Raw genomic sequence first — 25,979 nt, 5'->3', positions numbered from 1 at the left:
TCAGATTCCAGCGGCGTTGGCGAGGACGGCAAAAACGGCATCCAGAGCGATGACCCCGACAATCCCGATGACGACAGCCCGTGTGGCGGCAATGCCGACATCCGCAGCACTGCGGCCGGCTTTCAGGCCGATCCGGCAGGCAGCCAGAGCGATGAAGCCAGCAAAAAAGAGTGCCTTGATGAACCCGAAGGCAAACTGGCTCAGTTCCACGCCGTTGAAGGTGGAGAGCCAGTATCCGGTGGGAGAAATGTCCATCATGGTCATGGAGACGACAAAACCGCCGAAAATCGAGACCAGCGTGCCATAGAGATACAGCAGCGGCATCATGAGGATCAGCGAGAGAATGGAGGGGAGCAGGATATAGCCCGCCACGGAGATGCCAGTTACCTGAAGAGCGTCAATCTCTTCATTGCCCTGCATGGTGGAGATGCGGGCTGCATAGGCTCCGCCCGTACGTCCGGCCATGATGATGGCTGTCATGATGGCGGAGATTTCACGGGCGGAGGCAATGCCCACCAGATTGGTCACATAGATTTCAGCTGCGAATTTGCGTAATTCCAGCAGCCCCACGAAGGCCAGGATGGCCCCGATCAGAAAATTGACAATGCTGACGATGAGCAGTGCCGAGGGGCCAGCATTCCAGACATCCACAAGCAGGTCCTTGAGACGCATGGAGTTTTTGCCACGCAACGTCCCGACAGCTCCCCGCATGACTTCCAGCAGCAGGGCGCTGGATGTGGCTGTCTCATGCAGGATGTCCAGCGTCTTTCCGCCAACACGGGCAAAGAAGCTTTCCCGGTCCTGCTGGTGGGGGGTGGGTTGTTCCACTTTTTCTGGCAGAAGAGCCAGAAGGCGCTGGGCGGAAGACGGCAGGGCGTGATCATCAAATGTCAGGGAGGCCTGGCAGGCGGCCTGCTTGACGGTCCACAGGAACATGATGAAGCAGGAATCCCAGCTGCCCAGTCCGTCCGGGTTGATGGACAATGTCTTCCCGCTCCCTGGGTGGGAGGAGGTGAGAGCAGTTGCCGGGAACTGCACCACATCATCCTGCAGGGCCTTCCAGTCCCCCCGGATGGTCAGGGACAGCCCGTTGGCCGTATCGTCAATGGACCATGAAGGCGGGGTGCTGTCTTTGGTGGGGGAGGGAACAGCCTGTTGTGTCATGAGGAGACGGTATGCCCTGCCACAGGCACGGGGGAAGTGAAATTCTGCAACATGGCCCTGCCCACAAAATATTCTGTCCGTTCATTCTATGTCAGTTTTTTAATGAAAGCGAGCCGCTTCTCTTCAGGGCTGCCATCAGGTCAAGGCATGAGTTTCCTTTTCAGCGGGTGGGTTTTTCACTGCTGGCATAGAGCCGCAGATGAAGCCTGTGACCGTTGGAGTAATTCAGTCCGTCAAACTGGTCATACAGAATGCTCTCCGTGCCAAGGCGGGCCAGTTCCTGCTGGAAGGCTGGGTCATCCTTCCTGTCCAGGAGAGCCAGATCGCAGCGTGCGTGGTCATGCAGTTCATGGGCTGCTTGCGATGGTGGCAGCAGTATGGCCCGGCCCCCGGTAAGGAAGACAAGGCTGGGTTCCCTGTAGGAGGGGGAAATCAGGGCGCTGTCGGGACAGGGGCGGAGCTCCCGGAAGCTCTCGGCAATGCGGGGAGCAAGCTGGATGCTGGTCAGATGGGGAATGACGCAGAGGAAGATGCCCGTTTCGGTCAGCAGGGCGGCACCCATGGCGCAGAGTGCCCCGCCGGACCAGTTCTGTTTCCAGATGAGCCGGAGGCCTGCCAGAAGGAGTGGCAGGCTGCCCAGGGCAGGTATGAGCGCATCCGCAAAGAGGTGGCCTTCCATCCTGTAGAGCAGGACTGGCCCGGCCAGGCAGAAGAGGAGTCCGGCCAATCCCCAGGCGAGGGCGTAGAGGGACACCCCCAGTTTCGTCCAGAGAGAACGTAGCGGTACGAGGGGCCAGACCGTCAGGCTGGCAGCCACCAGAATGGCAATGGCCGGGTAGGTTGGCAGGACATAATGAGGGAGCTTGGTGGCCAGACACTCAAAGATGAGCCAGTGTGGGATGATCCAGCAGAGAAGAAACAGGGTCTCTGGTTTGGCACGTCGCTGCCAGAGGGCTGGGAGAGAGCGTATGGCTGCCAGAGCCCCTGGCCAGAAAGCGAGCAGGAACAGGAGGAGATAATAGCCGGGGGGGAAGCCGTGTGTTTCCTGCGGGTGGGCAATTTTGCCAAGCAGATTGTGGCCTACGGCACGGCGGAAGAACTCACCATGACTGACCAGAGCAATGCCAAGACACCAGGGAAGGACGATGAGTACGCTGAGCAGCCAGCCCCACCCGGCCCGCAACTGTCGGATGAGTGCCGTACTGCGCAGACAGATGGAGAGTGAGATCAGGGTGCCCAGGGCGGGGATGAGAACAATGGGGCCTTTCAGCATCATCCCTACCCCGAGAGCGCTCCAGTAGAGGATGCTGGAACGGCATGGTGTCGTTCTGCCCTTCTGCATGTCGGTGAAATGGCAGAGCAGCAGGGCCTGAAGGCACAGAATATCCAGCAGCAGGGTGCTGTCGATGGTGGCCATCCGGCTCTCTGCGGCAAATAGCGGTGCCACCATGAGCAGGCCTGCCGCCAGCAGGCCTGTAGAAAATCCGAACAGACGGGTTCCGATCCAGGCTGTCAGGAGGATGCTGCAGATTGATGCCAGAAGGCTGGGGATACGGTAGGGCCAGCTTTCATGGCGTAGTGTTTCATCCTGTGTGATGATTTCGGAGGCCTTTACCGCTCCGGCTTCCAGCCAGTAGATGCCTGCTGGTTGCAGATAGCGGGGTTGGTCCTGGAAGCGTATGTCCAGGAAATTGCCGGAAGAGAGCATCTGGGCTGTGGCCTGCATGTAGCGTGGTTCATCCCTGTCCAGCGGGGGCAGGCTCATGCGCCCCGGCAAGGCAGCCAGAAACGCCAGAACGGCAAGCAGAGCGTAATGACGGAATTTTGGAGGCATGAAAACTCCGGTTCGCACTGGATGAACGGGCATGATGCCCGGATCGTCAGAAGGGTCGTCCGGTGCCGGGCGGGGAGAAAGGCTGCTGTCTTACAGTTCGTTCAGTGGTGGTGGCCGACGGGTGCGGTTCTGTAGCCAGAGAACCCCCAGCATGTCACGCACCCCCACGAGAGCCCGGTGCAGATTGGTATATTTGGAATGGCCATGAAGCCTGGCCCTGTGTCGTGTCTCGATGCAGATGAGGGGGGCGCCGTAGCTTTTCATCAAGGCGGGGATGAAACGGTGCAGCCCTTCAAACTGGGGCAGGGAGAGGAACAGGTCGCGTGGGAAGAGCTTGAGCGGCCCGCCCGTATCAGGGCAGTCATCCTTGAGCAGATGCTGGCGCAGACCATTGGCGAAACGGGTGGCAAACCTGCGGGAGAGCCTGTCCTGACGCTTGCGGCGGACGCCAACAACCAGAGGGCCGACAGCCCCTTCACCATGGTTCCATGCGGCTTCGACCATTGTTTTGATGAAGGCAGGGTCGTCCTGTCCGTCTCCATCCATTGTGGCGATCCATGGGGCACGGGCGGCCCTGATGGCCGTGCGCAGGGCCGTAGATTTACCCAGACAGGAGGGATGGGACAGAATACGCAACCCGGGCAGGATAGTGCTGCGGGCTTCCTGCAATTTCTGGAGGGTGTCGTCCGTACTGCCATCATCCACGAAGATGATCTCTGCCGGTGGCAGGCTCTCAAGAGCCGTGCGGATTTCTGCACAGACGGGAAGGATATTCTCGCCCTCATTGAGGACGGTAATCACGACAGCCAGCAAGGGACTGGTCATCTCACTGGCTGTCATGATGTCTTACGCAGCTTTGTCACCAAAGGCTTGCGGGAGTGCTTTCAGGCCATCATTGATGAGCCTGTTGGCAAGGTCGGGGTCTTCAGCCAGCTTTTTACCAAGAACGTCCTTTGTAGCTGCCAGGGCCAAGGCGGCCGCCTCACGGCGGATGTCGCGCAGGGCGATTTTTTCGGCAGCTTCAATACGCTCACGGGCCATTTTTTCGTGGCGGGCAACAATCTCTGCCGCATCACTTTCGGCCTGGGCACGCAGCTGCTGGGCCTCAGCATTGGACTTGGCAATCAGTGCCTGAGCCTCTTCCTGGGCCTGCTTGTGGTCACGTCTGGAATCTTCGAGCATCTGCTCGGCCTCACGGCGGAGACGTGTGGCCTCATCCAGATTTTTGCGGACCTCATCAGCCCGGTCATCCAGCTTGGATGTGACAACAGCCCATATCTTGCGACCGAAGATGACGAAGAACAGGACAAAAGCAAGTGCTGTCCAGAAGCGGGGTTCATGAAACATGCTTAGCTCCTCGCAGCATGGGCGTGTTCAACAGCAGCGGCAATGGCCCGCTGGTCGGCTGTGCCAACAAGGCGCTCTGTCAGAACCGTAGCAGTGCTGGATGCGATCTCATTGATGCTGCCCAGCGCATTGCTGCGGGACAGAGCAATCTGCGCTTCAGCCTTCTTGATCTCTGCTTCCAGGCGGGCTGCTGTTTCTTCTGCCTGAACCCGGATTTTCTCCTTGGCCGTATCGCGGATGCCCTGGATGGTGGCGCGGGCCTCTTCCATGGCTTTCTCGCGGGCCTCGCAGAGTTCCTTCTGGGCCTGGTCGGCATCCTTGCGGGCGCGGCGGGCAACGTCCAGATCGTTCCGGACGCGGACTTCACGGGCCTTGATGACATCCGCCACCTTAGGCAGGGCGGAACGGCTCAGAAGCAGGTAGAAGACGATGAAAATGATGGCACCCCAGACCACCTGCCCCTGCAACAGGGGATCCTTGAAGTGGAGCTGGGGCATGCCTTCCGCCACGGCCCGGCCCGGTAAGGCCGCAAGGGGGGCGGCGGCAGACAGGAGGAAACGAGGCGTAAGGCGCATGGGTCCTGCCCTCAGACGAAGAGAATAAGGAAGGCAATCAGCAGGGCGAAGAGGGCAATGGCCTCCGTCAGGGCGAAGCCAAGCATGCCCAGACCGAACACATGCGGGCGGGAAGCCGGGTTGCGGGCGATGGAGTTCACCAGGGCGGCAAAGATGTTGCCGATACCAGCACCGACACCGGCGAGAGCAATCACGGCAAGACCAGCACCAATCTCACGGGCGGGATGAAGAAGATCCATGGTTCAGGTTCCTTTAAGACAGGGCGAAGGAAAACACGTGGAGGTATCGGTCACTCAGTGATCGACAGCCTCACGCAGGTAAATGCAGGTAAGGATGGCAAAGACATAGGCCTGTAGCAGCCCTACCAGCAGCTCAAGTGCCGTCAGTGCGATGTTGAGCACAAGCGGAGTGACAGCCAGCACATCGCCGACAACTCCGAGACCGGCAAGCATGATCGTGAAACTTGCGAAGACTTCCAGCAGCACATGCCCGGCCACCATGTTGGCAAACAGACGGATGGACAGGCTGATGGGGCGGGAGATGTAGGAAAGAATCTCGATGGGGATCAGGATGGGGCACAGGGCCACCGGAGCCCCCTCCGGCATGAAATGTTTCAGGAAGGCAATGCCCTGGAACCGCAGCGAGGTCAGGATGCAGAGAATGAATACCGTGATCGCCAGGGCGAAGGTCACGGCGATGTGGCTGGTAAATGTATAGGAGAATGGCAGCAGACCGATATAGTTGCCGGCCAGGATGAAGAAAAACAGGGCAAAGACGAAGGGAAAGAAGGCCGTGCCCTTCTCACCGATGGTATCGACAGCCAGGCCGTGCACGAACTCGTAACTGACCTCCGCCGCAGCCTGGAGACGACCGGGCACAACAGCCTTCGGCTTCATGCCGAGATAGAGGAACGCCAGCACGACAGCCACACTGATGACCATGTACAGCGGGGCCTGGGAGAGGCACAGGGCCTCACCAAAAGAACCAAAAATCGGATGCAGCTCAAACTGCCCGAGCGCGTCAATCGTCGATCCGCTGGCCACGCTGGCTTCTCCCGTTTTTCTGCGTCCCACTTTCGGGGACATCCATCACATTCACAACACGCCAGACATTCCGCAGGCCGGCTCCCATGCCAAGCATGGCGAACACAATTATAAACACAGGCCTGTATCCTGTCCATCGGTCAAGCTCATAGCCAATGCCCAGACCAACAGCAATACCGGCAATCATGTCACTGGCGATGCGGAAGGCCATGCCGAGGGAGGACTGTTCTGAGAGGGCTGACGGCTTCGCTTTCCCGGTCCGGGGAGCCACCTTCTGCTCCAGCCGGGCGAGACGGTCATCGAACGGCTCACGTCTGGCTGTATCGTGATCGATCATGCGCGATCCCCCATAACTCCCCGTCGTATCTGGCGGGGCAGCGCTCCGTTCCTTTCGTGGCGTAGCGCCATCGGAAAGGAAGCCCGTGCTGGACAGGTCTAGCTAGACAGGCTGTTCCGTCACTGTCAATGATTTCCCGCCCTGCATTTCTGGCATGGCGCCTCAGCCGACGAGGCGCAGCTTCCTGTTCCGGGGGCGGGAGGATGGACCGTCCTGCTCCGGCCCAAAGGGCAGCATGGGGGCTTCATGCTGTTTTTCGCCGGACTCGGCAGGGGCATCAGGCATGCGCTGGCCCAGATAGGCCTCCGAAAGGGCGCGGAAGGCATAATCCAGCATGGATGTCGCATAGCTGGCCATTTCGTCCCCTTCCACCGTGCCGCAGGCTCCGAAGCGGGAATAGGCGAACTGCTCGACAAACACCTCCAGCGGCACGCCGAACTGGAGGCCAATGCTGACGGCCTGGCTGAAACATTCCATCAGCCCACGGGCCATGGGGCTTTCCCGAGGAGGGGTGAGGGACAGGGATGCCAGACTGCCATCTTCAAATTCACCGGTCCGCATGAAGAGACGGTGCCCGCCAATGGAGGTCCGCTGGCTGAAGCCTCCCTGACGCATGGGCAGGGGACGACGGACGCCACGGCCCAGCTTCTCCTTGAGGTCGTCCGTTTCCGGCTCGGGCAGGGCTGGCAGATGGTCGCAGAAGGGCAGGACAGCGTCATGCATCAGGGCGTGGGCCTTGGCACCAGCTGGCTGGAGGGGTGTTTGTCCGTCCAGTGTCAGGGCGAGGGCGGCTTCCGGTGAGAGGCCCTTGTGGGCCAGACGCTCCAGAGTGGAAGGACGCAGCCCACCCTGACTGTTGACCAGCGAGAAAATTGGGCCGAGCCCGCAGGATTCCACATCCAGCAGGGCATCGACCGGCCCGGGGGAGGAGAACCCGGTCTCGATCGTGGCAAGGCCGGACAGGGACTGTGTGGCGGCGCTGATGGCAATGCTGACCTGCTCCAGGTCTGGTGCCTGCGGGCAGGAGAAGGCTTTTTCCGGCGTTGCAGTACCGGCGTGGGCAACAAGCCGTGTGAAACGGGTGATGGCTGTGGCAATGGCCCGGCCTTCGTCACTGTCATAATCCAGCCCGAGGCCCGCCAGGCAGGCGTCCAGGTCTGTCAGCAGGACAATGCCGGCGGGACCGTCACTGTCGTCACGGGGGGCAGGGTCATCAAAAAGCGGAAGGTCGCCGCTGCGGTAGGGGCGCCGTGCGGCATCCAGCCGACGCAGGCTGTCGCAGGCCAGCTTCAGGCAGGCTGCGAAATGTTCCGTGGCGAAAATGCCATCCTGCACGAAACCGGAAAGCCGGATGATGAAGCCGGGCTGCCCGTCCGGCTCATTGCGCCACAGAGCTGCGTTGGGTGCCATCTGCTGCATCAGAAGCAGGCAGGACAGGCCACGACCGACCGGCGGAGCATCCTGTGGGCTGTGTGGCAGGTGGGGGGTGGTGTCGATCATCTCCACCCAGCGGGCGGATTCACTGGCAAGGCGGACAGGCCCACCTTCTGCCGGCGCCAGCTGGACAAGCGCCTGGGCGGCGTCATCACTCCAGACAGAAGGAAGGGTGACCGCACGCAGGGCTGTGCTGTCGGGGTCGATGCTCGTCTGAAGCGTTCTCATGTGAACGCCATTCCAGTGAAGATGCGCTTTCATGCTGACGAGTCTAGTACTGAAGGGGGAATGATGAAACCATGACCGCAGGGGGAAAACGGGCATAAGCGGGCAGAAAAATGGGGATATGGGGGATAACTGCCAGCCTTGGGAGGAAAAAGAAAAAATGGCGTCCATCATGCAGGATGTTGGACGTGAAGGGCTGAGTCCGCTAGAGCGGTACGGCGTGACTGCATGATGGGTCAACAATGCTTGAATGAGGATGTGTTCATGGCTTCGGACAATGCCGGATATATCGCAGCAAGGCGGGCTGGCCGGGAGCGGATGGAATTGCTGGTCGGGCTGGTGGCCGCTGCTGCACTGGTGGTGCTTGTCGTGCTGGCTCTTGTCGGGCGGCAGCATCCGCAGGACAGTGGCTATCCCCTTCATGCGGCCTTTGGCCATGTTGACGGGCTGAGTGTGGGCTCGGATGTCCGGCTGGCAGGCGTAACTGTCGGGCATGTGCGGAGCATGCAGGTGGACCCACACACCTTCCAGGCCAATGTCGTTTTTTCCGTTGCTTCTGACATACACCTGCCAGTGGATAGCGGGGCCATCATCACGTCGGATTCCCTTCTTGGCGGGAAATATGTGGCGCTGACGCCGGGTGGCGATACGGCCATGCTGGCGCCTGACGGGACCATTGGTGAAACGCAGGGGGCCATCAGCCTTGAGCAGCTGCTGAGCAAGTTCATTTTTTCGGTCACGGACTCCCTTCAGAAGAAGGCTGCTCCGGCAGCGCAGCCGGCCGCCGCTTCTGCGGCCGTTCCGGAGTCGGCGCCTGGTGCAGGGCAGACATCACCGTGAGCCACGCCTCTGATGAGCAGACCTGGCTGGACAGGGAGGGGCAGCCCATAAGCTGCACGGGAAAGCTGCGTGTCCTGCGGGACAATGAAGTGGAACTGAGGCAGGTGCTGCGCGATGCCTGCGCCGATGCTTTGCTCATGGAGGTCGGGCCTGTCTTTCTGCGGCACCGCATGGAGCGGCTTCTGGCTGATGTGATGGTGGAAAGTGGTGTCGTCGAGGTGGTGGAAAAGGAAGGTGCGGAGTGAGGATCAGGAAGACAGTTCTGGCCCTGTCCTGTCTGGCGGGGCTGCTGGCCGCGGTGCCGGAGAACCTGCGGGCGGAAGGAGTCCGGGGCGTGGCCGCTCCGGCTGTTTATCCGGCCACGGCGTGGCAGGGGCGCAATGGAGCCGTGCTGCGGATCATGCGGCGCCTGGATTCCCATGTGGAACTCGTGCCGCTGCATGTGGGGGATGATGCTGTTTATGGGCCTCTTTCCCTCCGGCTGGAGCGGTGCCTTCAGAGGCCGGATGGTCTCCCGGCGCAGACGGCCATCCTGCTGAAGATTGAAGAGAAACAGGAATCCGGCAGTCCGCCCTTCGAGGGATGGATGTTCACGGACGATCCGGCCCTGGGGGCGTATGCAGGTGCCCTGTATGATGTGCAGGTCGTGTCCTGTGATGGGGACAGGGTAGACCCCATGGTTGGGCCGTTGCCAGCGCCTGTGCAGCCGCAGCTGCCCATGGCCATTGCCCCGCATGTGGAGGCGGATGAAGGACGGGGGCCGACCGTGCTGGCACCGCCTTCTTCTGGTGGTAGTGGTGAGCAGGGAGCCGCCTCATCCGGGCCGACATCCCTGTTGCCACCGCCGCAACCGGCGCAGGGTGTGGGCACCCAGCATTGAGGCTGGATGGATGAGACTGGGAGGATGAGGGGAATGCTGTTTACTGACAAGCGGCAGATCAGGGCCGTCTGGCATATTGGTGGGCTGTATGTCCTGGCCGCCCTGCTCGTGTTCCTGATCGTTTTCGTGGCGGAAACATTCCTGCACATGGTGCCGTGTGAGCTGTGCCTTTGGGAGCGGGGACCTTGGCGCGTGCTGCTGGGGCTGGGTGTGCTGGCTCTGGTCCTGTCCCCCCGTTATGCCCGCTGGGCGGCCGTGGCCGGGCTGGTCTGCCTGGCGGTCAGCGTCGGTCTGGGGGTTCTTCATGTCGGGGTGGAGCATGGGTTGTGGCCGAGCCCTGCGGCGGAATGTCACGTTGGCCTTGTGGAAGGGCATGATTTTGCGGACTGGATGGCCCATCTTCCTGCACGGCCCACGAAACCCTGTGACCTGCCAGATTATCCTTTCGGTCTGCCTGTTTCCATGACAACGCTTTCCGCCCTGTATGCCGTGCTGGTCTTTGGTCTGGCTGTCATGGAGACGCACCGTCTGTTCCGTTTTGTGCGGAATGGTCGGCTGGATGTGTGAGCCGTCAGGCTGAGAGGAGTCTCCAACGGGAGGAAGCCGCCATGACCATGGCTGATTTTCTGTGTCTTTACCGGCAGGGCTTTGCCCGTGTTGCGGCCTGTACCACGCCCATCACTCTGGGCGACCCCCGGCAGAATGGGAGGATCGTGCAGGAGTGGCTGGAGCGCTGCCATGAGCAGGGTGTTGCCGTGGCGGTTTTCCCGGAGCTGGGGCTGACAGGCTATACGCTGGAGGACCTTTTCTTCCAGCAGGTGGTGCTGGATGGGGCGCTGGAAGCTCTGCTGGCTCTGGTTGAGGCGACGGCAGGATGCATGACGGTTGGCATCGTTGGTCTGCCCGTTCGGCGGGGAGATGCCCTGTACAACTGTGCGGCCATTTTCCACCGGGGACGGATTCTCGGCATTGTCCCCAAAACGATGCTGCCCCGGTACCGGGAGTTTTATGAACCCCGGCATTTCACCAGTGGTCAGGGCTGCTCCGGAACCATCATGCTGGGAGGGCGTGCCGTGCCATTTGGAACGGACATCCTGTTTGAAGCCGAGGATGTTTCCGGTCTGGTGCTGGGGGTGGAAATATGTGAGGACCTCTGGGCTCCCCAGCCTCCCAGCGGAGCCCTGGCTGTGGCCGGGGCCACGGTGCTGGCCAATCTTTCAGCCTCGCCGGTGACGGTTGGACGGGCAGAGCACAGAACCCTGCTCTGCCGGGCACAGTCCATGCGGACCGTCAGCGCCTATCTTTATGCAGCAGCCAGCGAGGGTGAATCCACGACTGATCTGGCCTGGGATGGCCAGCTTCTCATCCATGAGGCCGGGGACTGCCTGGCCCGGTCGGAGCGTTTCCTCCGGCAGGGTGCCATGATCATGGCGGATATCGATCTCGACAGGTTGCGGCAGGAACGGCTTCAGATGGGCTATTTCGTCCCGGCCGATGATGATGGAAGCCGTCATGTCCGTTTCACTCTGGCACCGGAGGTGAAGGACCGTGGGCTGATGAGGGATGTGCCCCGTTTCCCTTTCGTGCCCTTCCGCCCGGAGCAGTGCGAGCAGGATTGCCGGGAAGCGTGGAACATTCAGGTTCAGGCGCTGTGCCAGCGGCTGAAGGCAGCTCATGCCCGGACCATGGTCATTGGCGTGTCGGGCGGACTGGACAGTGCTTTGGCCCTTCTGGTGGCGGTCAAGGCGGCGGATTGCCTTGGCTGGGAGCGGAGCCGCATTCTGGCCAGAACCATGCCGGGCTTTGCGACGGGCAGTGCATCCCTTGCCATGGCCCATGGGTTGATGGAGAGCCTTGGTGTCAGCGCCGGGGAGCTGGACATCCGCCCCACGGCGAAAGCCATGCTGGTGGCCATCGACCATCCCTATGGGCGTGGGGAGCCTGTCCATGATGTGACCTTTGAGAATGTGCAGGCAGGTTTGCGGACGGATTTCCTTTTCCGTCTGGCCAACCATCATCAGGGGCTGGTGATCGGTACGGGAGACATGTCCGAGCTGGCGCTGGGCTGGTGCACCTATGGCGTCGGGGACCAGATGGCGCATTACAATGTCAATGCCGGGTTGCCAAAGACACTCATCCAGCATGTTATACGCTGGGCCGTGGGGCATGATGGGAGCTTCTCGGCATCGGTCCGTACTGTTCTGGAGAAGATTGTCTCGGCAGAGATTTCACCGGAGCTGGTGCCCGATCAGGGGCAGGGGGTGCAGAGTACCCAACAGATGATAGGCCCGTATCCCTTGCAGGATTTCACTCTCTATCATGTGCTGCGGTATGGCTTCCCGCCTGAAAAGATAGCGTTTCTCCAGTTTCATGCATGGCGGGATGCGGGAAGGGGCGATTGGCCCCTGAACTATCCGCAGCAGGACCGGGTCGCCTATGACCTGCCGGCCATCATTCACTGGATGCGCCTGTTCATGCGGCGTTTTTTTGCAACCAGCCAGTTCAAGAGGTCGGCCATGCCCAATGGGCCGAAAGTGGTGGCTGGGGGAAGTCTTTCCCCCCGTGGGGACTGGCGGGCGCCATCTGATGGGACAGCCACGCTCTGGCTGGCTGCTCTGGAGCGGCTCGAGTCCCGGTTGCAGTAAGGCGGGCTGTTCCGCAAATCCAGATTCGTAGTCTCGGCAGTCGATGGACGCCTTCCATGCGATTCTCATGGAAGGCGTCATGCGGTTTGCACCTGACGGGCGATTTGTTTAATAAAAAATAAATAAACATGTTGTAATTTTGAAGCCATATGTTTACTACTCATGAGTGAAAAGAGAGTCCTTGTCATGCCGTTCCTTAATTTGTGCTGAAGCGTAGGGTTTTGAGGGGGTGTCACAGATATTCCTTAATTTGGACCCGAGGAGGCCATGAAAAATGTTGACCCTCAGAGCTCAAGGGGGAGGTGAGAAGGGCCGGTCGTTCCGTTTGTGGCGGCAGTTCTGCCTGTTGGCCCAGTTGAGTGTGACAACGCTGCATTGAGGTGAAGTTTCGTGGCTATTGTAACCGTCCCGGGAGGGCAGCAGCATCAGTATCCTGTAAGCATCCCCACGCAGGGGGCAGAGGACCTGAACAGACTGTTTTCAACCTCCTTTGCATCTCTGGTGTCTTCTTCAGGCTCTGGTGATGGCACGCCGCTGGCCCCGTCTGATGTCGTGGGTAATGGTTCAATTGATTTCCGCATGGGGAATGATGCGACCAGTCTGCCGCAGGCAACTGTGCTGGGTGGTCAGGATACTATCTCCGCTGCCGGGGATGGGACGCGGCTTTCCCTTGGTGGAACGCTGAGCTTCCTTGGTGGTGTGGGGTCCGGTACCCACTCTGTTGGTAACAATGCGACCATCTTCGGGACGGCCAATAGTGTCTATCACTATGCCCGCCAGGGAAGTGCTGGTCAGAGCGTCTTCAAGACGGATCATCAGAGTGATGCCCTGCATCCGGACAACATCCTGTTTGATGCATCCAAGTCCCATCAGTCTCTTCAGGCTTTTGCCGGAATTGGTGATACCATCAAGGGTGGTACAGCGTCCGACACGATCACCGTGCACAATACGGTCAGTGGTGGCACTGATGCCGGTGCTACGTTGAGTGGTGGCAGCGGGTCTGCCAATCTCTTCCAGTTCCTGAACAACAAGGGCGGTCATTACACGATTACCGACTTTGGCAAGGCTGCGGGCAACAAGGTTGGCCTCAAGGCGACGGACGAGCAGATCGGCCAGATGCTTGAGCATCAGACCGTCAAGGGTGGCAACACGACCATCGAGCTGCCGAATGATCAGGGCCAGATCACCTTCCTTGATCAGAACCAGCTTCACCCGAAGGACTTCCAGAAGTTCTGATGGGGTGTCTGCCCTTTCGTCAGGGAGGGCAGACAGCATCTGAGTGCAGCTACGGATGAAACGCCGTTTCCGAAGAGGGAGCGGCGTTTTTTCATGTTCTGATTTTCAGGGATGAAATACTGGCTGGGGCGGGAGGATTCGAACCTCCGCATGGCGGAATCAAAATCCGCTGCCTTACCGCTTGGCTACGCCCCAACGCAGACTCTTCTCTTATCCCGAACGGCCAGAAGGGTAAAGAGAGGGCCGCCATTTTTTGTAGGAGGGATCAGTCCAACACGTTGTTATTACTGTTTTCCTCAGGGGCAACATGGTCGGGCAGTCCACCCTCTTCTGTAACCATGTCAGCCTGCCCAGAGGCGGAAGATTCCTTCAACAGGCCCATCCGTTCGGCACGGGCGAGCGTGCTGTCCAACACCTGCATCGTATTGGCAAGGTCTGGGGTTGAGTCTTTCTCCCAGCGTGCCAGCGTTCTGGACCATATGGCCAGCAGGCTGTTGAGGCGGATCATGCCACCAAGGCCGTGACGGTCCAGTGCTGCGGCATCAGCGACCCAGCGCAGGCTTTCCATCGTGGTTCCGGCGAGAAGCGCTGCCAGGGCAGGGTCTCGGGGGAGGGTGTGCATGATGGCGCAGATGCCGGAGCGGTAATCCTGCATGGCATCAAAACGCCGCATGAGCAGATCAAACAGCCGTTCACGAACAGTCGCACCGTAACTTTCCCCGCAGAGTGCGGCATCATCAATCTGGCTGTTCAGCCGGATCAGAATCATGGACTTGAACGGGAAACGCTGCCGGACCTGCTGGAGGGGCAGCCCCGCTTCACGTGAAGCATCAACAAGAGAGACACGCTGCCAGCCATGGCTCTGGGCAAGCTGGAGGGTGGCCTCAATCATGGTCCTGTCGAAAAGCGGGTCGTGATGGTCAAGAGTCATGATGGTTTTCCCTGTCCGTGCGGCTATGGTGATGCAGGCAGAGTGGTGTCTGCCTGCATCCGATGTCAGTCATCCAGCTCACGGGACCGTTTGATGGCGGCTTCGGCTGCCAGCGGGATCAGTCGGGGCCAGTTTTCTTCAGCCATGAAGACATTCAGGGCTGCGGCCGTTGTCCCGTTGGGGCTGGTGACGTTCCTGCGCAGGGCTTCGGCATCGTCCGGCAGTTCATGCAGCATCTTGCCCACACCGTAGATCATGCTGCGGACCAGCGTACGGGCGGCCTGTTGTTCCAGCCCCAGGTCCTGCCCTGCTTTTTCCAGCAGTTCGGCCAGTAGGAAGACATAGGCGGGAGCAGAGCCGGCAATGGCGATGACAGACCGCAGGTCTTCCTCATGTGGAACGGGGACGACCGTACCAACCTGCTCCATCAGGCGGATGGCCAGCTCTTTCTGTTCCCTGCTGACATGCGGTGAGGCGTATAGCCCCGTGCTGCCTGCTCCAACGCTGGAAGGTGTGTTGGGCATGGTGCGGATGATGGGCATGTCCGCCCGGCCACACCATTCAGCCAGTTTTTCACAGTTCTTGCCTGCCATGACGGACAGCAGGGCGGCCTTGTCCATGCGGGCACCGAGGCTCTGTCGCAGGGCTTTGAGCACGGTTTCCGCACCGGCTGGTTTGACAGCCAGGACGATGATGTCCGGTGTCACGTCCGTAGTGATTTCTTCCGGGGTACGGAAGACGGTGCTGCCTGCCGGGGCGTCCTGGAGCTTCCTGTCCAGGATGAAGAGGCGTGGCGGGTTCGGGCTGTTGACCCAGCCCCGCATGAGGGCGCCGCCCATTTTGCCGCAACCGACGAGAAGAAGGGTGGGAGCTGTCATGATGGGAAGTCTCCGTTCATGTCCTGTGAAAAATCAGTGCTGTGAGGGTGGGGCTGTCAGGGCCTGTTCCAGCTCGTCCAGTCGTGCTTCGAGCTCCCTGAGGCGCTGTTCGGTCCGTTCCTGCTCGGCCCGGGCGCGGCTGGCCATTTCCTGCACGGCCTCGAATTCGTCCCGGCGGACAAGGTTGAGGGAGAACAGCATCTCGTTGATCTGGCTGCGGATCAGCGTATGGACCTCCTCCCGCAGGCCGGATGCGGCAGAAAACGCCGTTCCGGCAAGGCCGGTCAGATCATCGAGGAAACGGGGGCGAGAGACCATGGTGCTACTCCTGGACATTCAGCATTGAAAACGGACCGTCTTTTCCGCCACGACTCTTTCAGAACAGGAAGCCGGTCTGTCAACCGTCATCCCTGTTTCTGCGTTCTTTCTGTTGGAAGCCGCATCTGGCCAGACTATACAGGAAGAATGATTATCGTCACCGGCGGAGCCGGATTTATTGGTTCATGCGTGCAGCAGGCCCTGTTCCGGCAGGGGCGGCGGACTGTCATTGTGGATTATCTGCATGATCAGGGGAAGTGGCACAATCTTGCCAGCCATCCTCCCCACCAGATCATTCCCCCCCATGAACTTTCCGCTTTTCTGGCAACGGTGAGAGGGGTGGAGGCCGTCATCCACCTGGGGGCCATCAGTGAAACGACGGCCCGGGATGGAGACCTGGTCTGGCAGAGCAATGTCACCCTGTCCCAGCAGCTCTGGCGGTGGTGTGTGGAGCATGAGGTGCCGTTCCTTTATGCTTCTTCGGCAGCAACCTATGGGGCGGCAGACCGGCCAGAGCTGTTTGCAGACGGGTTGGACAGCATCGAGGGATTGCAGCCGCTCAATCTTTATGGCTGGTCCAAACAGGCGTTCGACCTCTGGGTGAAGCGGACGGTAGAGGCTGGGGAACCGACCCCACCACAATGGGCCGGTCTGAAGTTCTTCAATGTTTATGGCCCTAATGAGTATCACAAGGGGCGGATGATTTCGGTCATCAAGGTAAAATATGATGAGTTGATGGCCGGCAATCCCATCCGTCTGTTCCAGTCCGACCGGACTGATATTGCGGATGGGCAGCAGAAGCGTGATTTCATCTGGATCGGGGACGTGGTGAATGTCCTGCTCTGGCTGTTGGAACACCCTGCCGTCAGCGGGCTGTTCAATTGCGGGACAGGACAGGCCTGTACATACGAGGCTCTGGCCCGGGCTGTCTGTGCTGCGGCGGGACGGGCAGCAGAGATCGATTATGTTCCGATGCCAGAGAGCCTGAGGGGGCAGTACCAGTCCTTCACGCAGGCTGACATGAGGGCACTGCGGGCGGCTGGATATACGGCTCCTTTCACAACACCGGAGGACGGGATCAGCCATTACATCAAGGGGTATCTGGCATCAGGAAGGCCGTATCTGTGACACATCCGCTTATCTTCCCGGGGCTGGACCCCGTTGCTTTCCAGATCGGGCCGCTGGTGGTGCGCTGGTATGCTCTGGCTTATATTCTGGCTTTCATCATTGCCCTGCCCCTGGCCCGCAGGCTGGTCCAGCTTGGGCCGAAGGTGGCAACGAAGGTAGCCGTGGATGATTTCCTTGCCTATGCGGTGCTGGGTGTGCTGCTGGGGGGGCGGCTGGGTTATGTCCTGTTCTACCGGCCGCTTTTCTTTCTGTCCCATCCTCTGGAAATCTTCGCCACATGGAAGGGCGGCATGTCCTTTCATGGGGGAGCGGCAGGGGTCATCATTGCACTGGCCCTGTTCACATGGCGGCGGGGCCTGAACTTTCTGGCCTTTGCAGACCGGATCGTCGTGGTGGTGCCCATCGGGCTGGCTCTGGGGCGGTGTGCCAATTTCATCAACGGGGAACTCTGGGGACGGCCAGTGGCGAGTGCCGTGCCGTGGGCCATGATCTTTCCCGCTGTCGGGCCGGAGCCACGGCATCCGTCCGAACTTTATGAAGCCCTGACGGAGGGTGTCCTGCTACTGGTCGTGATGCTGCTGGCTGTCAGCCGCCCAGCCTTGCGGGCACGGGCCGGGTTCCTGTCCGGGCTGTTCCTGTTTGGCTATGCCTGTGCCCGGGCCTTCTGTGAGCTGTTCCGCCAGCCGGATGACAATATCGGCTTTCTGGCTGGGGGAATCACGATGGGGCAGCTCCTGTGCCTGCCCATGGCACTGGCCGGGATTGGCCTGATGGCTCATGCCTTCAGCCGTTCCGCCCGGCAGACGGACTGGATTGCAGAATGACACAGCCTGTCTTCTTACGGTCGCCGCTTCTGCCTGTCCGGCATGGCTTCTTTACCCGGGAGGGGGGCGTGTCTGTGGCTCCCCATGATACCCTCAATGGCGGGTTGGGGACGCAGGACCGGCTGGACAACGTGCAGGAGAACAGGCGGCGGATGGCGGCTGCCGTGGGTGTGGAGCTGGAGCGGTTTGCTGCGCTCCGGCAGGTTCACGGAGCGGATGTGCATGTGCTGCGCCAGGTTGATGAGGTCTGGTCTCATACGCAGGGCCACGAGGCCCTTCCGGCGGGTGATGCGCTGGTGACGGACTGCCCGGAGCTTGCTCTGGGCGTAGCCACGGCGGACTGTGCCCCTGTGCTGCTGTCGTCGGACGATGGGCGGATTGTTGGTGCAGCCCATGCAGGTTGGCGTGGAGCTGTGGGAGGTGTGCTGGAAGAGACAGTCCGGCAGATGCGTCTGCTGGGGGCGGAGGGACTCCGTGCCGTGGTGGGGCCCTGCATCGGCCCTGTCTCCTATGAAGTGGGTGAGGACATGTGCCGGGCCGTTCTGGAACGGCACCCGGAGGGCGAGCGGTTTTTCAGTCAGGCAGCAAGAGCTGGGCATCATCAGTTTGATCTGCCCGCTTTCTGCCTGTTCCGTCTGGCAGAAGAGGGCGTGCAGGCAGAATGGACAGGCCATGATACGCTGGCGGAGGAGCGTTTTTTCAGCCATCGCCGGGCAACAGTGCATGGTGACGGGCGGACGGGCCGCCAGATTGCTGTCATCCGTGCGGGGCTGGACTGATAAAAAAATTGTCTTTTTCGCTTTTTTCCGCTAGGGCGGGGCAACCATCCGGCACCCCTGGAGGCCGGTTGGGCATGACAATTTCAGAACGCAGGAGCGTATAACGTGGCGAAAGTAACGACACTGGAGATCTCCCAGCGCGCCAAAGCAGGTAAGGGGGCAGCGCGCGCAACACGTCGTGAGGGCATGGTCCCGGGCGTGGTGTACGGTGGCAAGAAGGAGCCGGCTCTGGTCTCCATCGACCCCCGCATCATCATGAAAGAGCTGCACCGTGGTGCCTGGCAGTCCCGCCTGTACCAGTTCAGCATCGGTGGTGAGCAGGTCCATGCCCTGATCCGTGACATCCAGTTCCATCCGGTGTCCGATGCGCCGATCCATATCGACTTCCTGCGTCTGGTTCCTGGCCAGAGCGTGCATGTTCAGGTGGGCATCACCTTCACGGGTGAAGATGAGGCTCCGGGCATCAAGCGTGGCGGCGTGCTGAACATTGCCCGTCACTCCGTTGACGTGGAAGTTCCGGTCGAGAACATCCCTGAGCACTTCACGGTTGACCTCAGCAAGCTGGACATCAACGACAACGTGCGTTGGGACGACCTCCAGGGGACGGAGCACTCCACACCGACCCTGCATATCCCGAACTTCGTGATTGCCTCCATCGCTCCGCCGACGGTTGACGAGGAGCCGGAAGAGGCTTCTGAGGAAGCAGCTGAAGCCAAGTAAGGGGTATTGCGGTTGTGAAGCTCTGGGTCGGACTCGGTAATCCGGGCGCATCAATGAGCCGCAACCGGCACAATATCGGCTTCATGGCGGTCGATGCGATCGCTGCGCGCCACGGGTTCGGCCCGTGGCGCAAGCGCTTCCGTGGGGAAACGGCGGAAGGCATGGTCGGGCGGCAGAAGGTTCTTCTGCTCAAGCCGCTGACCTACATGAATCTGTCTGGTGACAGCGTGCAGCAGGCAGCACGTTTCTATAAAATCCCACAGGATGAGATTACCGTCTTTCACGATGAGCTGGACCTGGCCTTCGGAAAGATGCGGGTCAAACGGGGCGGGGGAGCGGCCGGGCATAATGGCCTGCGCTCCATGGACAAGGCCCTGCCCGGCCCTGATTACTGGCGTGTGCGGCTGGGGATCGGCCATCCGGGCAGCCGGGAAAAGGTGCATGGCCATGTACTGGGGGATTTCTCTAGCACGGAACGGTCTGAGCTGGAGCTGTGGCTGGATGACATGGCCGATGCCACGCCACTTCTGGCGCAGGGTGAGCATGAGGCCTTCATGACGAAAACAGCCTTGCGGCGGAACTGAAAACAGAGAATCTAACAGGCCTGCGGTGGCGAGAGATGAGCCAGACCGGCAGGGCACAGAAAGGGGAGAGAGCGAATGGGGTTCAACTGCGGGATCGTCGGCCTCCCCAATGTCGGCAAATCCACCCTGTTCAATGCGTTGACACAGACAGCGTCGGCACAGTCTGCCAATTATCCGTTCTGCACCATCGAGCCGAACACGGGGCGGGTGGCCGTGCCGGATGAACGGCTGGAGGTTCTGGCCAAGGCTGGCAACTCTCAGCGCATTGTGCCAACGAGCCTCGAGTTTGTGGATATTGCCGGGCTGGTCCGTGGGGCTTCCAAGGGGGAAGGGCTGGGCAACCAGTTTCTCGCCAACATCCGTGAGGTGGATGCCATCATCCACGTCCTGCGCTGCTTTGATGATGATGACATCACCCATGTCGAGGGCGGCGTGGACCCCGTGCGGGATGCGGACATCATCGAGACGGAACTGATGCTGGCCGATCTGGACAGTCTGGAGCGCCGCAAGGTCGGGCTGGAAAAGCGTGCCCGTGGCAATGACCGTGAGGCCAAGGAACAGCTGGAACTCATGGAGCCGCTGCTGGCCGCCCTGCGTGAGGGCAAACCGGCCCGTACGGCCGTTCCTGAGGGGAAAGAAGTAGAGGCTGCCCGCCTCCAGCTGATGACGACCAAGCCCGTCCTTTATGTCTGCAACGTGGAAGAATCGGCGGCTTCGACCGGCAATGCCTATTCCGAGCAGGTGCGGAAGAGGGCCGAGGCGGAAGGTGCCGGGGCTGTCATCGTCTCTGCGGCCATCGAGGCGGAGGTCAGCCAGCTTGAGGCTGAGGAACGGACCGAGTTTCTGGATGGCCTCGGCCTGAAGGACAGCGGTCTGGACCGTGTGATTGCTGCTGGTTATCGCCTTCTGGGCCTTCAGACTTACTTCACGGTAGGGCCGAAGGAGACCCGGGCCTGGACGATCACGGCAGGTACGAAGGCCCCGCAGGCGGCAGCCGTCATTCATAATGACTTTGAGCGTGGCTTCATCGCCTGCGAAACCATCGCCTATGATGATTACGTCACCTACAAGGGCGAGGCGGGTGCCCGTGAGGCCGGCAAGCTGCGTGTCGAGGGCAAGAATTACGTCGTGCAGGATGGTGATGTCCTGCTGTTCCGCTTCAACGTGTAAGACAGCCTCATGAAGGGGCCTCGTCCCGAAAGGCTTCCGGCGACTCCGCTGGGGGCTGCTGCATCCCGATTCGGGGATGGCCGCCGGATGCGCATCGGCCTGCTGGGAGGGTCGTTCAATCCGGCGCATGAGGGGCACATCCAGCTGGCCCGCAAGGCTCTGGCAAGTCTGAAGCTGGATCAGGTCTGGCTGATGGTGTCTCCGGGGAATCCCCTCAAGCCCCGCAAGGGAATGGCGCCGTTCTCCCGGCGGCTGGCAACGGCACAGGCTCTGGCAGATGGACGGCGCATCATCGCCACGGACATAGAGCAGAAGCTGGGGCAGCGTTACACGGTCCGGACCGTGGCCATGCTCCGGCAGCGTTTCCCACAGTGCCGTTTTGTCTGGCTCATGGGGTCAGACGGGCTGGCCCAGTTTTCCCGCTGGCGGTCATGGCGGCGGCTGGCGCAGATGGTGCCGATTGCTGTCCTGCCTCGTCCCGGAAGCATCATACCGGCCCTCAAGGGGCGGGCCAGTTCCGTCCTGCGGCATCATCGTCGTGATGGAAGGGCGGCGTCTCTTCTGCTAGAAAAAGGGAGTGGGCCGGGCTGGACATTCCTTTCGGCACCTCAGAATGACATATCTTCGACCGCTTTGCGTCAAAAGGGGCTGTTCTGCCCGTCTGTCGATCAGGAGTGAGAACCATCATCAACGCGACTGAAACCCCCGCTTCCGCCCCTCATAGTGATGAGGAAGGGCTGGCCCGTCTTCTGTCTGTCATTACGGACAGTCTGGATGAAGACAAAGCCGAGAACATTGTCGTGCTGGACCTGACAGGTCGTGCCGGATTCGCTGAGCGCATGGTCATTGCTTCCGGTCTTTCCGAGCGTCAGATTTCTGCCATGGCCCAGCATCTGGAACGTCGCCTGAAGGAAGAAAATCTTGCCCGCCCGCAGATTGAAGGGGACCAGGGCAGTGACTGGGTTCTGATGGATGCAGGAGATGTGGTTGTCCATCTCTTCATGCCGGAAAGCCGTGAGCTTTATGCGCTGGAACGCATGTGGGGTGGTGACTTTGATGCGGCTGCGGAAGAAATTGCCGTTGAATGAGGTGGTGGCTGGCGAGAGGGTTTTCTGATGAAGCTCATCGCCGTAGGAAAGCTGAAGGCCGGCCCGGAACGGGAGCTGCTGGAGCGGTACTGCGCCCGGTTGCGTCCGAAGCTGGAGATTGTGGAAGTGGCCCAGGGCCGGGGTGCTCCTGCCGAACTGAAACGGCGGGAGGCCGATTCCCTTCTGGCTGCCTGTCCTGACAATGCGTTTCTTGTGGCGATGGATGAAGGGGGCCGTCTGCTGGATAGCCCGGCCTTTTCGTCCCGATTGCAGACGTGGCAGGAGAGTGGCCGCCCTGTCTGTTTCATGATTGGGGGAGCCGAAGGGTTTGATGCCGCCATTCTTCAGCGGGCGGATGCTGTTTTTTCGCTGGGGAAGCTGACATGGCCACACATGCTGGTGCGGGTCATGCTGGCGGAGCAGCTCTTCCGGGCACAGTCCATCCAGACAGGTCATCCATACCACAAAGCCGGACGTCCTTGAGGGAACGGTCCGGCTTTGTGGGATTACGGTCGTGAGGTCCAGTTCTTACTGGAGAGACCGGCTGGGAGCCTCGTCTCCGAAGAAGCTGGCATCAGCCGGAACGGAGGCTGTTTCCATGTCACTGGCCGTTCCTTTGGCAATGACATTGCGGTACCGTGTGGAAACAGGGGCAGAACCGTCCTGACGGTTGTAGATGAAGCCATGCGTCGGATAGATGCTGCCGAGACGTTCCCCATTGCCCGGGAGAGCCACACGGACAGCTGTCCAGTCATTCTCAGGAGACACGTCCACCACTCTCGTGTTGTGGCTGATGCCGTTGGAGGCCCAGTGTGCCTGGTCGATCATGATGGTCCGGCTGTCGATCTGCCGACGGACAACGGCAACATGCCCAAGTGGCATACGGCGTGTGGGACGGAAGCTGAGGACAGCACCGGGCTCGGGCTGCTGGCCACGGGCGTACATGCCTTCAGCATTGCGCCACCAGTCCCGTGCATTGCCACGGATGTGGAAGTCCGTGCTCTGGTGCACATAGGCAACGCATTGGATGACATGGGCATGACCATAGTGGCGGTAATGCCTGTGCAGGAAGTGGCTGCTTCTGATCAAACGGCTTGAATGGCGGACATGGTGCCTCGCTTCGGCCTTGGGAGCGCAGAATGCTGCCGCAGATAATACCAGACATGATAAAAATAACCGTTTCCCGGCACGGCGCATGATACATCTTCCCGTTCTGTTTGACCGAAGTGGACCTCATTCTTTCAGTAGTTCCGGGAAACTATCAGAAGAAGCCGGTGAATGACAAGACAAATAATGGCATGAAATGGGCAGAGAAACCTGAATAAGATTTAACATTAGGAAATATATACCAATTAGAAATATGTTTCAGGCTGATCATACTCATTTGGCAAGGCAAAGCCTGCAAGAGGCATGGCCCTCCGGAAAGGTAAAGGAGAAATGGCTCCAGAAACTGTATTTAGATCCGAATCTTCTATTCGTCTACTCTGCTTTTCTTGCTGCAGTATTTTATTTCATGGGTGTGGAGTGTGGGGAAGTGGTGGTTTCTTGTCGGGTAGGGGTATGACGTTGTAGATCATTTCTTGTTTGATGCCCGGAAATGGAAGCCCGTCATGAAATTAACCTTGCGGAAAGTGACCGTGACACCGATTCGTCAGAACTGCACGATTCTGTCGGACCAGATGGGGCGGGCGATTGTTGTCGACCCTGGCGGAGAAAGTGTGCGGCTGGCCCGGGAAGCCGAGGGGCTGCATGTCGAGGCCATCCTGCTGACACATGGTCATCTTGATCATGCCGGAGGTGCTGCCGACCTCAAGAAACTGCTGACGGACCGGCAGGGGGGTGACGTGCCTGTCATCGGGCCGTTGCGGGAGGACCTGTTTCTGCTGTCGAGAATCGAGCAGCAGGCGGCTGCTTTCGGGCTGGATGGCATGAAAAGCGTCACACCGGACCGTTTTTCCAGCGACGGGGATATACTGTCCTTTCTTGGGCATGACATTGAGGTTGCTCATGTTCCCGGTCATACGCCCGGTCATGTCGTGTTCATCCTGCGGCAGGCAGGGCTGGTGATTGCCGGTGATACGCTGTTCCGTGGTACGGTGGGGCGGACAGACTTCCCCTATGGCAATGAAAGACAGCTGCTGGAGGGGATCCGCAGCAGACTGTTCACTCTTCCGGCCGATACCATCGTCCTGCCGGGTCATGGCCTGCCGACCACGATAGGGGAAGAGCGGCAGCATAATCCGGCATTTCAGCACTGATCGGCATGGTGGTGCAGATAAGGAGAGGGATGATGAAAAGAGTTTATCAGTGGGGTCTTTTGGCAGGTGGACTCGTCCTGGCGGGTCTGGCTGCTGCTGGTGGCATGGTTCGGGCTGAAGAAATGGTTACGGAGGCACAGCCACCATTACCCGAAGTTGCCTTGACCATTACCGATCAGACCGGGCGCAGCCATGCCTTCAGGGTGGAAGTGGCCAGCACGCCACGCCAGCAGGAAGTGGGTGAGATGTTCCGCAAGAAGATAAAGCCGGATCATGGCATGCTGTTTGTCTGGCCTGCCCCGCAGGAATCCGCCATGTGGATGCGCAACACTTTCATCTCGCTGGACATGATCTTCATTGATGATCAGAACCGTATTCACGCCATTGAGGAACATACAACACCCCTGAGTGAGGGAATCATCAGCAGTCATGGGCCTGTCCGGGCTGTTCTGGAGCTTCCTGCCGGAACGGCGGAAAGGCTGGGGCTGGTGGTGGGGAACCGCATCGTGTCCGATGCTCTGCCTGGTGGGGCACACTGAATGTGTCCCGCACGGTTTTCATAACAGGGGTTGCTGGGTTCATCGGGTCTCATGTGGCCCGTGTCCTGCTGGCTCGTGGATGGCGTGTCATCGGGCTTGATAGTGAGCAGTCCACTCCGGCCATGGCGCCTTTGCGGCTTGCTGCACTGCATGGGCAGTCTGGCTTTCATTATGTCAGGGCCAATGTGCGTGATCAGGCTGCCCTGGCAGGTCTGTTCGCACAGTATCCTGACATTGATACGGTTCTGCATCTCGCTGCCCGGGCGGGGGTCAGGCAGTCCCGGCTCAAGCCCCATGCCTATATAGAGGACAACATTGCCGGTCAGGTCAGTCTGTTGGAAGCCTGCCGGACCCTGTCCCGGTTGCGGCAGATTCTCTATGCCTCGTCCTCCGCCGTGTATGGGCCTTCGGCGGCCCTTCCTTTCTCCGAATCCGTTCCTGTTGGGGCGCAGGCATCTTTTTATGCCACGACCAAAAGGATGAACGAGCTTACGGCGCAGACCTACAGTCATCTTTACGGGTTTGCCCAGACCGGTCTGCGTTTCTTTACGGTATATGGCCCGATGGGGCGCCCGGACATGGCCTGTTATGGTTTTGCCAGAGCGATTCAGGCGGGGCATCCTTTGACCCTCTGGGATGCCGAAGGGCTGGCAAGGGATTTCACGTATATTGATGATGTCGTAGAGGCGATTCTGCATCTGATGGATGCGCCGCCGAGTGCAGGAGAAAGCCGACTCTTCAACGTGGGATATGGGCAGCCCCGTCTTGTGAGGGATCTGATCCGGTGTCTTGAAACATCTCTGGAACGACAGGCCATTATCCAGAAAGCTCCCAGACCTGCGGAGGATATACTGGAGACATGGGCTGATACGACCGCTCTGAAGGCAGTGATTCCATGGGAACCGCAGGTGTCTCTGGAGGAAGGAATCAGCAGGTTTGTGGCGTGGCTCTGCGGAAATTCAGGATATTTTAACTTTTTTTGAAGTTTTTTTGATTTTTTTGGTGTGATGGGGTTGTGCGGTGAGGGGGATCTGCGTATAAGCCCATTCACCGGCGGCGCTGGGGCGGGAGTTCTGGGGCGGCTGGGGTGGTCATTGACAAGAGAATATGGGTTATAAAGTAGAGACTGGAAGGGATATGTTGGCGGCGTTTTCGTTAGTGAAGGCTGATGGAAGACGGAAGCTGATGTATCTGACTTTAAG

The 25,979-nt window shown here is 59.9% G+C and carries 31 protein-coding genes and 1 tRNA gene; 18 read left to right on the top strand and 14 right to left on the bottom strand.

Annotated features, from left to right (window positions below; all coding sequences use genetic code 11):
• The 9 genes from DTJ15_RS07295 to DTJ15_RS07255 all read right to left on the bottom strand — a co-directional run bounded on the left by DTJ15_RS07295 (window position 1) and on the right by DTJ15_RS07255 (window position 7,962).
• Complete coding sequence (locus DTJ15_RS07295; protein WP_043559223.1) at window positions 1–1,164, bottom strand: ABC transporter permease; 1,164 nt, start codon at window positions 1,162–1,164, stop codon at window positions 1–3.
• Between the two features lie 160 nt (window positions 1,165–1,324).
• A complete protein-coding gene (locus tag DTJ15_RS07290; protein WP_249109747.1) occupies window positions 1,325–2,998 on the bottom strand; it encodes a glycosyltransferase family 39 protein in 1,674 nt (557 codons plus the stop codon).
• A gap of 90 nt (window positions 2,999–3,088) precedes the next feature.
• Window positions 3,089–3,823 carry a glycosyltransferase family 2 protein gene (locus DTJ15_RS07285; protein ID WP_408610228.1) on the bottom strand — a complete coding sequence of 245 codons (735 nt, stop codon included), beginning with the start codon at window positions 3,821–3,823 and terminating at the stop codon, window positions 3,089–3,091.
• Window positions 3,824–3,844: 21 nt separating this feature from the next.
• Window positions 3,845–4,345: an ATP synthase F0 subunit B gene (locus tag DTJ15_RS07280; protein WP_081562458.1), complete on the bottom strand. Its 501-nt coding sequence runs from the start codon at window positions 4,343–4,345 to the stop codon at window positions 3,845–3,847.
• Between the two features lie 2 nt (window positions 4,346–4,347).
• Window positions 4,348–4,920 carry a hypothetical protein gene (locus tag DTJ15_RS07275; RefSeq protein ID WP_249109745.1) on the bottom strand — a complete coding sequence of 191 codons (573 nt, stop codon included), beginning with the start codon at window positions 4,918–4,920 and terminating at the stop codon, window positions 4,348–4,350.
• 11 nt (window positions 4,921–4,931) lie between these two features.
• On the bottom strand, window positions 4,932–5,159 hold the full coding sequence (locus DTJ15_RS07270; protein ID WP_018979931.1) for an ATP synthase subunit C family protein: 228 nt from the start codon (window positions 5,157–5,159) through the stop codon (window positions 4,932–4,934).
• A gap of 54 nt (window positions 5,160–5,213) precedes the next feature.
• A complete protein-coding gene (locus tag DTJ15_RS07265) occupies window positions 5,214–5,963 on the bottom strand; it encodes a F0F1 ATP synthase subunit A (RefSeq protein ID WP_043559242.1) in 750 nt (249 codons plus the stop codon).
• Window positions 5,941–6,300, bottom strand: a complete 360-nt coding sequence (locus DTJ15_RS07260) for an AtpZ/AtpI family protein (protein ID WP_043559245.1) — start codon at window positions 6,298–6,300, stop codon at window positions 5,941–5,943. Before DTJ15_RS07260 ends, DTJ15_RS07265 begins: the two co-directional genes overlap by 23 nt.
• A gap of 162 nt (window positions 6,301–6,462) precedes the next feature.
• Window positions 6,463–7,962, bottom strand: a complete 1,500-nt coding sequence (locus tag DTJ15_RS07255; RefSeq protein ID WP_249109743.1) for a vitamin B12-dependent ribonucleotide reductase — start codon at window positions 7,960–7,962, stop codon at window positions 6,463–6,465.
• Window positions 7,963–8,223: 261 nt separating this feature from the next.
• Here DTJ15_RS07255 and mlaD point away from each other — a divergent pair, with 261 nt between their 5' ends.
• From mlaD to DTJ15_RS07225, 6 genes are all read left to right on the top strand, one after another.
• A complete protein-coding gene (mlaD, locus tag DTJ15_RS07250) occupies window positions 8,224–8,799 on the top strand; it encodes an outer membrane lipid asymmetry maintenance protein MlaD (protein ID WP_227449742.1) in 576 nt (191 codons plus the stop codon).
• Window positions 8,796–9,044 (top strand): hypothetical protein, encoded by a 249-nt coding sequence (locus DTJ15_RS07245; RefSeq protein ID WP_052348984.1) that lies wholly within the window; start codon window positions 8,796–8,798, stop codon window positions 9,042–9,044. Before mlaD ends, DTJ15_RS07245 begins: the two co-directional genes overlap by 4 nt.
• Window positions 9,041–9,679 carry a DUF2155 domain-containing protein gene (locus tag DTJ15_RS07240; RefSeq protein ID WP_249109742.1) on the top strand — a complete coding sequence of 213 codons (639 nt, stop codon included), beginning with the start codon at window positions 9,041–9,043 and terminating at the stop codon, window positions 9,677–9,679. The genes DTJ15_RS07245 and DTJ15_RS07240 overlap by 4 nt, the downstream gene beginning before the upstream one ends.
• A 33-nt stretch (window positions 9,680–9,712) precedes the next feature.
• Window positions 9,713–10,246, top strand: coding sequence for a disulfide bond formation protein B (locus DTJ15_RS07235; RefSeq protein WP_043559250.1), 534 nt, complete (start codon window positions 9,713–9,715; stop codon window positions 10,244–10,246).
• A gap of 47 nt (window positions 10,247–10,293) precedes the next feature.
• Window positions 10,294–12,324 (top strand): NAD(+) synthase, encoded by a 2,031-nt coding sequence (locus DTJ15_RS07230; protein WP_249109741.1) that lies wholly within the window; start codon window positions 10,294–10,296, stop codon window positions 12,322–12,324.
• 390 nt (window positions 12,325–12,714) lie between these two features.
• Window positions 12,715–13,560 (top strand): hypothetical protein, encoded by an 846-nt coding sequence (locus tag DTJ15_RS07225; RefSeq protein WP_052348986.1) that lies wholly within the window; start codon window positions 12,715–12,717, stop codon window positions 13,558–13,560.
• Window positions 13,561–13,680: 120 nt separating this feature from the next.
• Here DTJ15_RS07225 and DTJ15_RS07220 read toward each other — a convergent pair.
• The 4 genes from DTJ15_RS07220 to DTJ15_RS07205 form a co-directional block, all read right to left on the bottom strand.
• Window positions 13,681–13,755, bottom strand: a tRNA-Gln gene (locus tag DTJ15_RS07220).
• Window positions 13,756–13,825: 70 nt separating this feature from the next.
• Complete coding sequence (locus DTJ15_RS07215) at window positions 13,826–14,491, bottom strand: TetR family transcriptional regulator (RefSeq protein ID WP_249079770.1); 666 nt, start codon at window positions 14,489–14,491, stop codon at window positions 13,826–13,828.
• Window positions 14,492–14,556: 65 nt separating this feature from the next.
• Window positions 14,557–15,369: a pyrroline-5-carboxylate reductase gene (gene proC / locus DTJ15_RS07210; RefSeq protein WP_249109740.1), complete on the bottom strand. Its 813-nt coding sequence runs from the start codon at window positions 15,367–15,369 to the stop codon at window positions 14,557–14,559.
• A gap of 33 nt (window positions 15,370–15,402) precedes the next feature.
• Window positions 15,403–15,687: an accessory factor UbiK family protein gene (locus tag DTJ15_RS07205; RefSeq protein WP_086431625.1), complete on the bottom strand. Its 285-nt coding sequence runs from the start codon at window positions 15,685–15,687 to the stop codon at window positions 15,403–15,405.
• Between the two features lie 147 nt (window positions 15,688–15,834).
• Here DTJ15_RS07205 and rfaD point away from each other — a divergent pair, with 147 nt between their 5' ends.
• From rfaD to DTJ15_RS07160, 9 genes are all read left to right on the top strand, one after another.
• Window positions 15,835–16,815 carry an ADP-glyceromanno-heptose 6-epimerase gene (rfaD, locus tag DTJ15_RS07200; RefSeq protein ID WP_081563337.1) on the top strand — a complete coding sequence of 327 codons (981 nt, stop codon included), beginning with the start codon at window positions 15,835–15,837 and terminating at the stop codon, window positions 16,813–16,815.
• The gene (gene lgt, locus DTJ15_RS07195) at window positions 16,812–17,639 is read left to right on the top strand and encodes a prolipoprotein diacylglyceryl transferase (protein WP_249109739.1); all 828 of its coding nucleotides are present in this window, start codon (window positions 16,812–16,814) and stop codon (window positions 17,637–17,639) included. Before rfaD ends, lgt begins: the two co-directional genes overlap by 4 nt.
• Entirely contained in the window at window positions 17,636–18,418 is a 783-nt protein-coding gene (gene pgeF, locus DTJ15_RS07190; RefSeq protein WP_249109738.1) for a peptidoglycan editing factor PgeF, read from the top strand. Before lgt ends, pgeF begins: the two co-directional genes overlap by 4 nt.
• 105 nt (window positions 18,419–18,523) lie before the next feature.
• Window positions 18,524–19,138 (top strand): 50S ribosomal protein L25/general stress protein Ctc, encoded by a 615-nt coding sequence (locus DTJ15_RS07185; protein WP_043559269.1) that lies wholly within the window; start codon window positions 18,524–18,526, stop codon window positions 19,136–19,138.
• 14 nt (window positions 19,139–19,152) lie between these two features.
• Window positions 19,153–19,722, top strand: a complete 570-nt coding sequence (pth, locus tag DTJ15_RS07180; protein WP_043559272.1) for an aminoacyl-tRNA hydrolase — start codon at window positions 19,153–19,155, stop codon at window positions 19,720–19,722.
• Between the two features lie 75 nt (window positions 19,723–19,797).
• The gene (gene ychF / locus DTJ15_RS07175) at window positions 19,798–20,892 is read left to right on the top strand and encodes a redox-regulated ATPase YchF (RefSeq protein WP_043559276.1); all 1,095 of its coding nucleotides are present in this window, start codon (window positions 19,798–19,800) and stop codon (window positions 20,890–20,892) included.
• An 87-nt stretch (window positions 20,893–20,979) separates the two neighbouring features.
• Window positions 20,980–21,570, top strand: coding sequence for a nicotinate-nucleotide adenylyltransferase (locus DTJ15_RS07170; protein ID WP_043559278.1), 591 nt, complete (start codon window positions 20,980–20,982; stop codon window positions 21,568–21,570).
• A 5-nt stretch (window positions 21,571–21,575) separates the two neighbouring features.
• Window positions 21,576–21,980, top strand: coding sequence for a ribosome silencing factor (gene rsfS / locus DTJ15_RS07165; protein ID WP_373364561.1), 405 nt, complete (start codon window positions 21,576–21,578; stop codon window positions 21,978–21,980).
• A 27-nt stretch (window positions 21,981–22,007) separates the two neighbouring features.
• Window positions 22,008–22,463: a 23S rRNA (pseudouridine(1915)-N(3))-methyltransferase RlmH gene (locus tag DTJ15_RS07160; RefSeq protein ID WP_043559281.1), complete on the top strand. Its 456-nt coding sequence runs from the start codon at window positions 22,008–22,010 to the stop codon at window positions 22,461–22,463.
• 45 nt (window positions 22,464–22,508) lie between these two features.
• On the opposite strand, the gene DTJ15_RS07155 is transcribed toward DTJ15_RS07160, so the two are convergent.
• Complete coding sequence (locus DTJ15_RS07155; protein WP_227656447.1) at window positions 22,509–23,069, bottom strand: CHAP domain-containing protein; 561 nt, start codon at window positions 23,067–23,069, stop codon at window positions 22,509–22,511.
• 521 nt (window positions 23,070–23,590) lie between these two features.
• Here DTJ15_RS07155 and DTJ15_RS07150 point away from each other — a divergent pair.
• The 3 genes from DTJ15_RS07150 to DTJ15_RS07140 are packed head-to-tail and all read left to right on the top strand — an operon-like array spanning window position 23,591 to window position 25,760.
• A complete protein-coding gene (locus DTJ15_RS07150; RefSeq protein ID WP_154980863.1) occupies window positions 23,591–24,238 on the top strand; it encodes an MBL fold metallo-hydrolase in 648 nt (215 codons plus the stop codon).
• Between the two features lie 29 nt (window positions 24,239–24,267).
• A complete protein-coding gene (locus DTJ15_RS07145; protein ID WP_249109737.1) occupies window positions 24,268–24,777 on the top strand; it encodes a DUF192 domain-containing protein in 510 nt (169 codons plus the stop codon).
• Window positions 24,778–24,779: 2 nt separating this feature from the next.
• Window positions 24,780–25,760 carry an NAD-dependent epimerase/dehydratase family protein gene (locus DTJ15_RS07140; protein WP_249109736.1) on the top strand — a complete coding sequence of 327 codons (981 nt, stop codon included), beginning with the start codon at window positions 24,780–24,782 and terminating at the stop codon, window positions 25,758–25,760.
• Window positions 25,761–25,979: the final 219 nt, after the last annotated feature.

It is taken from the genome of Parasaccharibacter sp. TMW 2.1891 (assembly GCF_023337675.1).
GTDB classification, from domain to species: domain Bacteria; phylum Pseudomonadota; class Alphaproteobacteria; order Acetobacterales; family Acetobacteraceae; genus Bombella; species Bombella apis.
The sequence above is the reverse complement of the archived record's forward strand: the minus strand, read 5'-3'. Positions and strand labels throughout refer to the sequence as shown.

Coding starts and splice junctions, on each gene's coding strand:
- DTJ15_RS07295 (WP_043559223.1), bottom strand. CDS start 1,164: ATGACACAACAGGCTGTTCCCTCCCCCACCAAAGACAGCACCCCGCCT.
- DTJ15_RS07290 (WP_249109747.1), bottom strand. CDS start 2,998: ATGCCTCCAAAATTCCGTCATTACGCTCTGCTTGCCGTTCTGGCGTTT.
- DTJ15_RS07285 (WP_408610228.1), bottom strand. CDS start 3,823: ATGACCAGTCCCTTGCTGGCTGTCGTGATTACCGTCCTCAATGAGGGC.
- DTJ15_RS07280 (WP_081562458.1), bottom strand. CDS start 4,345: ATGTTTCATGAACCCCGCTTCTGGACAGCACTTGCTTTTGTCCTGTTC.
- DTJ15_RS07275 (WP_249109745.1), bottom strand. CDS start 4,920: ATGCGCCTTACGCCTCGTTTCCTCCTGTCTGCCGCCGCCCCCCTTGCG.
- DTJ15_RS07270 (WP_018979931.1), bottom strand. CDS start 5,159: ATGGATCTTCTTCATCCCGCCCGTGAGATTGGTGCTGGTCTTGCCGTG.
- DTJ15_RS07260 (WP_043559245.1), bottom strand. CDS start 6,300: ATGATCGATCACGATACAGCCAGACGTGAGCCGTTCGATGACCGTCTC.
- DTJ15_RS07255 (WP_249109743.1), bottom strand. CDS start 7,962: ATGAGAACGCTTCAGACGAGCATCGACCCCGACAGCACAGCCCTGCGT.
- mlaD (WP_227449742.1), top strand. CDS start 8,224: ATGGCTTCGGACAATGCCGGATATATCGCAGCAAGGCGGGCTGGCCGG.
- DTJ15_RS07235 (WP_043559250.1), top strand. CDS start 9,713: ATGCTGTTTACTGACAAGCGGCAGATCAGGGCCGTCTGGCATATTGGT.
- DTJ15_RS07230 (WP_249109741.1), top strand. CDS start 10,294: ATGGCTGATTTTCTGTGTCTTTACCGGCAGGGCTTTGCCCGTGTTGCG.
- DTJ15_RS07215 (WP_249079770.1), bottom strand. CDS start 14,491: ATGACTCTTGACCATCACGACCCGCTTTTCGACAGGACCATGATTGAG.
- proC (WP_249109740.1), bottom strand. CDS start 15,369: ATGACAGCTCCCACCCTTCTTCTCGTCGGTTGCGGCAAAATGGGCGGC.
- DTJ15_RS07205 (WP_086431625.1), bottom strand. CDS start 15,687: ATGGTCTCTCGCCCCCGTTTCCTCGATGATCTGACCGGCCTTGCCGGA.
- rfaD (WP_081563337.1), top strand. CDS start 15,835: ATGATTATCGTCACCGGCGGAGCCGGATTTATTGGTTCATGCGTGCAG.
- pgeF (WP_249109738.1), top strand. CDS start 17,636: ATGACACAGCCTGTCTTCTTACGGTCGCCGCTTCTGCCTGTCCGGCAT.
- ychF (WP_043559276.1), top strand. CDS start 19,798: ATGGGGTTCAACTGCGGGATCGTCGGCCTCCCCAATGTCGGCAAATCC.
- DTJ15_RS07170 (WP_043559278.1), top strand. CDS start 20,980: ATGCGCATCGGCCTGCTGGGAGGGTCGTTCAATCCGGCGCATGAGGGG.
- DTJ15_RS07160 (WP_043559281.1), top strand. CDS start 22,008: ATGAAGCTCATCGCCGTAGGAAAGCTGAAGGCCGGCCCGGAACGGGAG.
- DTJ15_RS07150 (WP_154980863.1), top strand. CDS start 23,591: ATGAAATTAACCTTGCGGAAAGTGACCGTGACACCGATTCGTCAGAAC.
- DTJ15_RS07145 (WP_249109737.1), top strand. CDS start 24,268: ATGATGAAAAGAGTTTATCAGTGGGGTCTTTTGGCAGGTGGACTCGTC.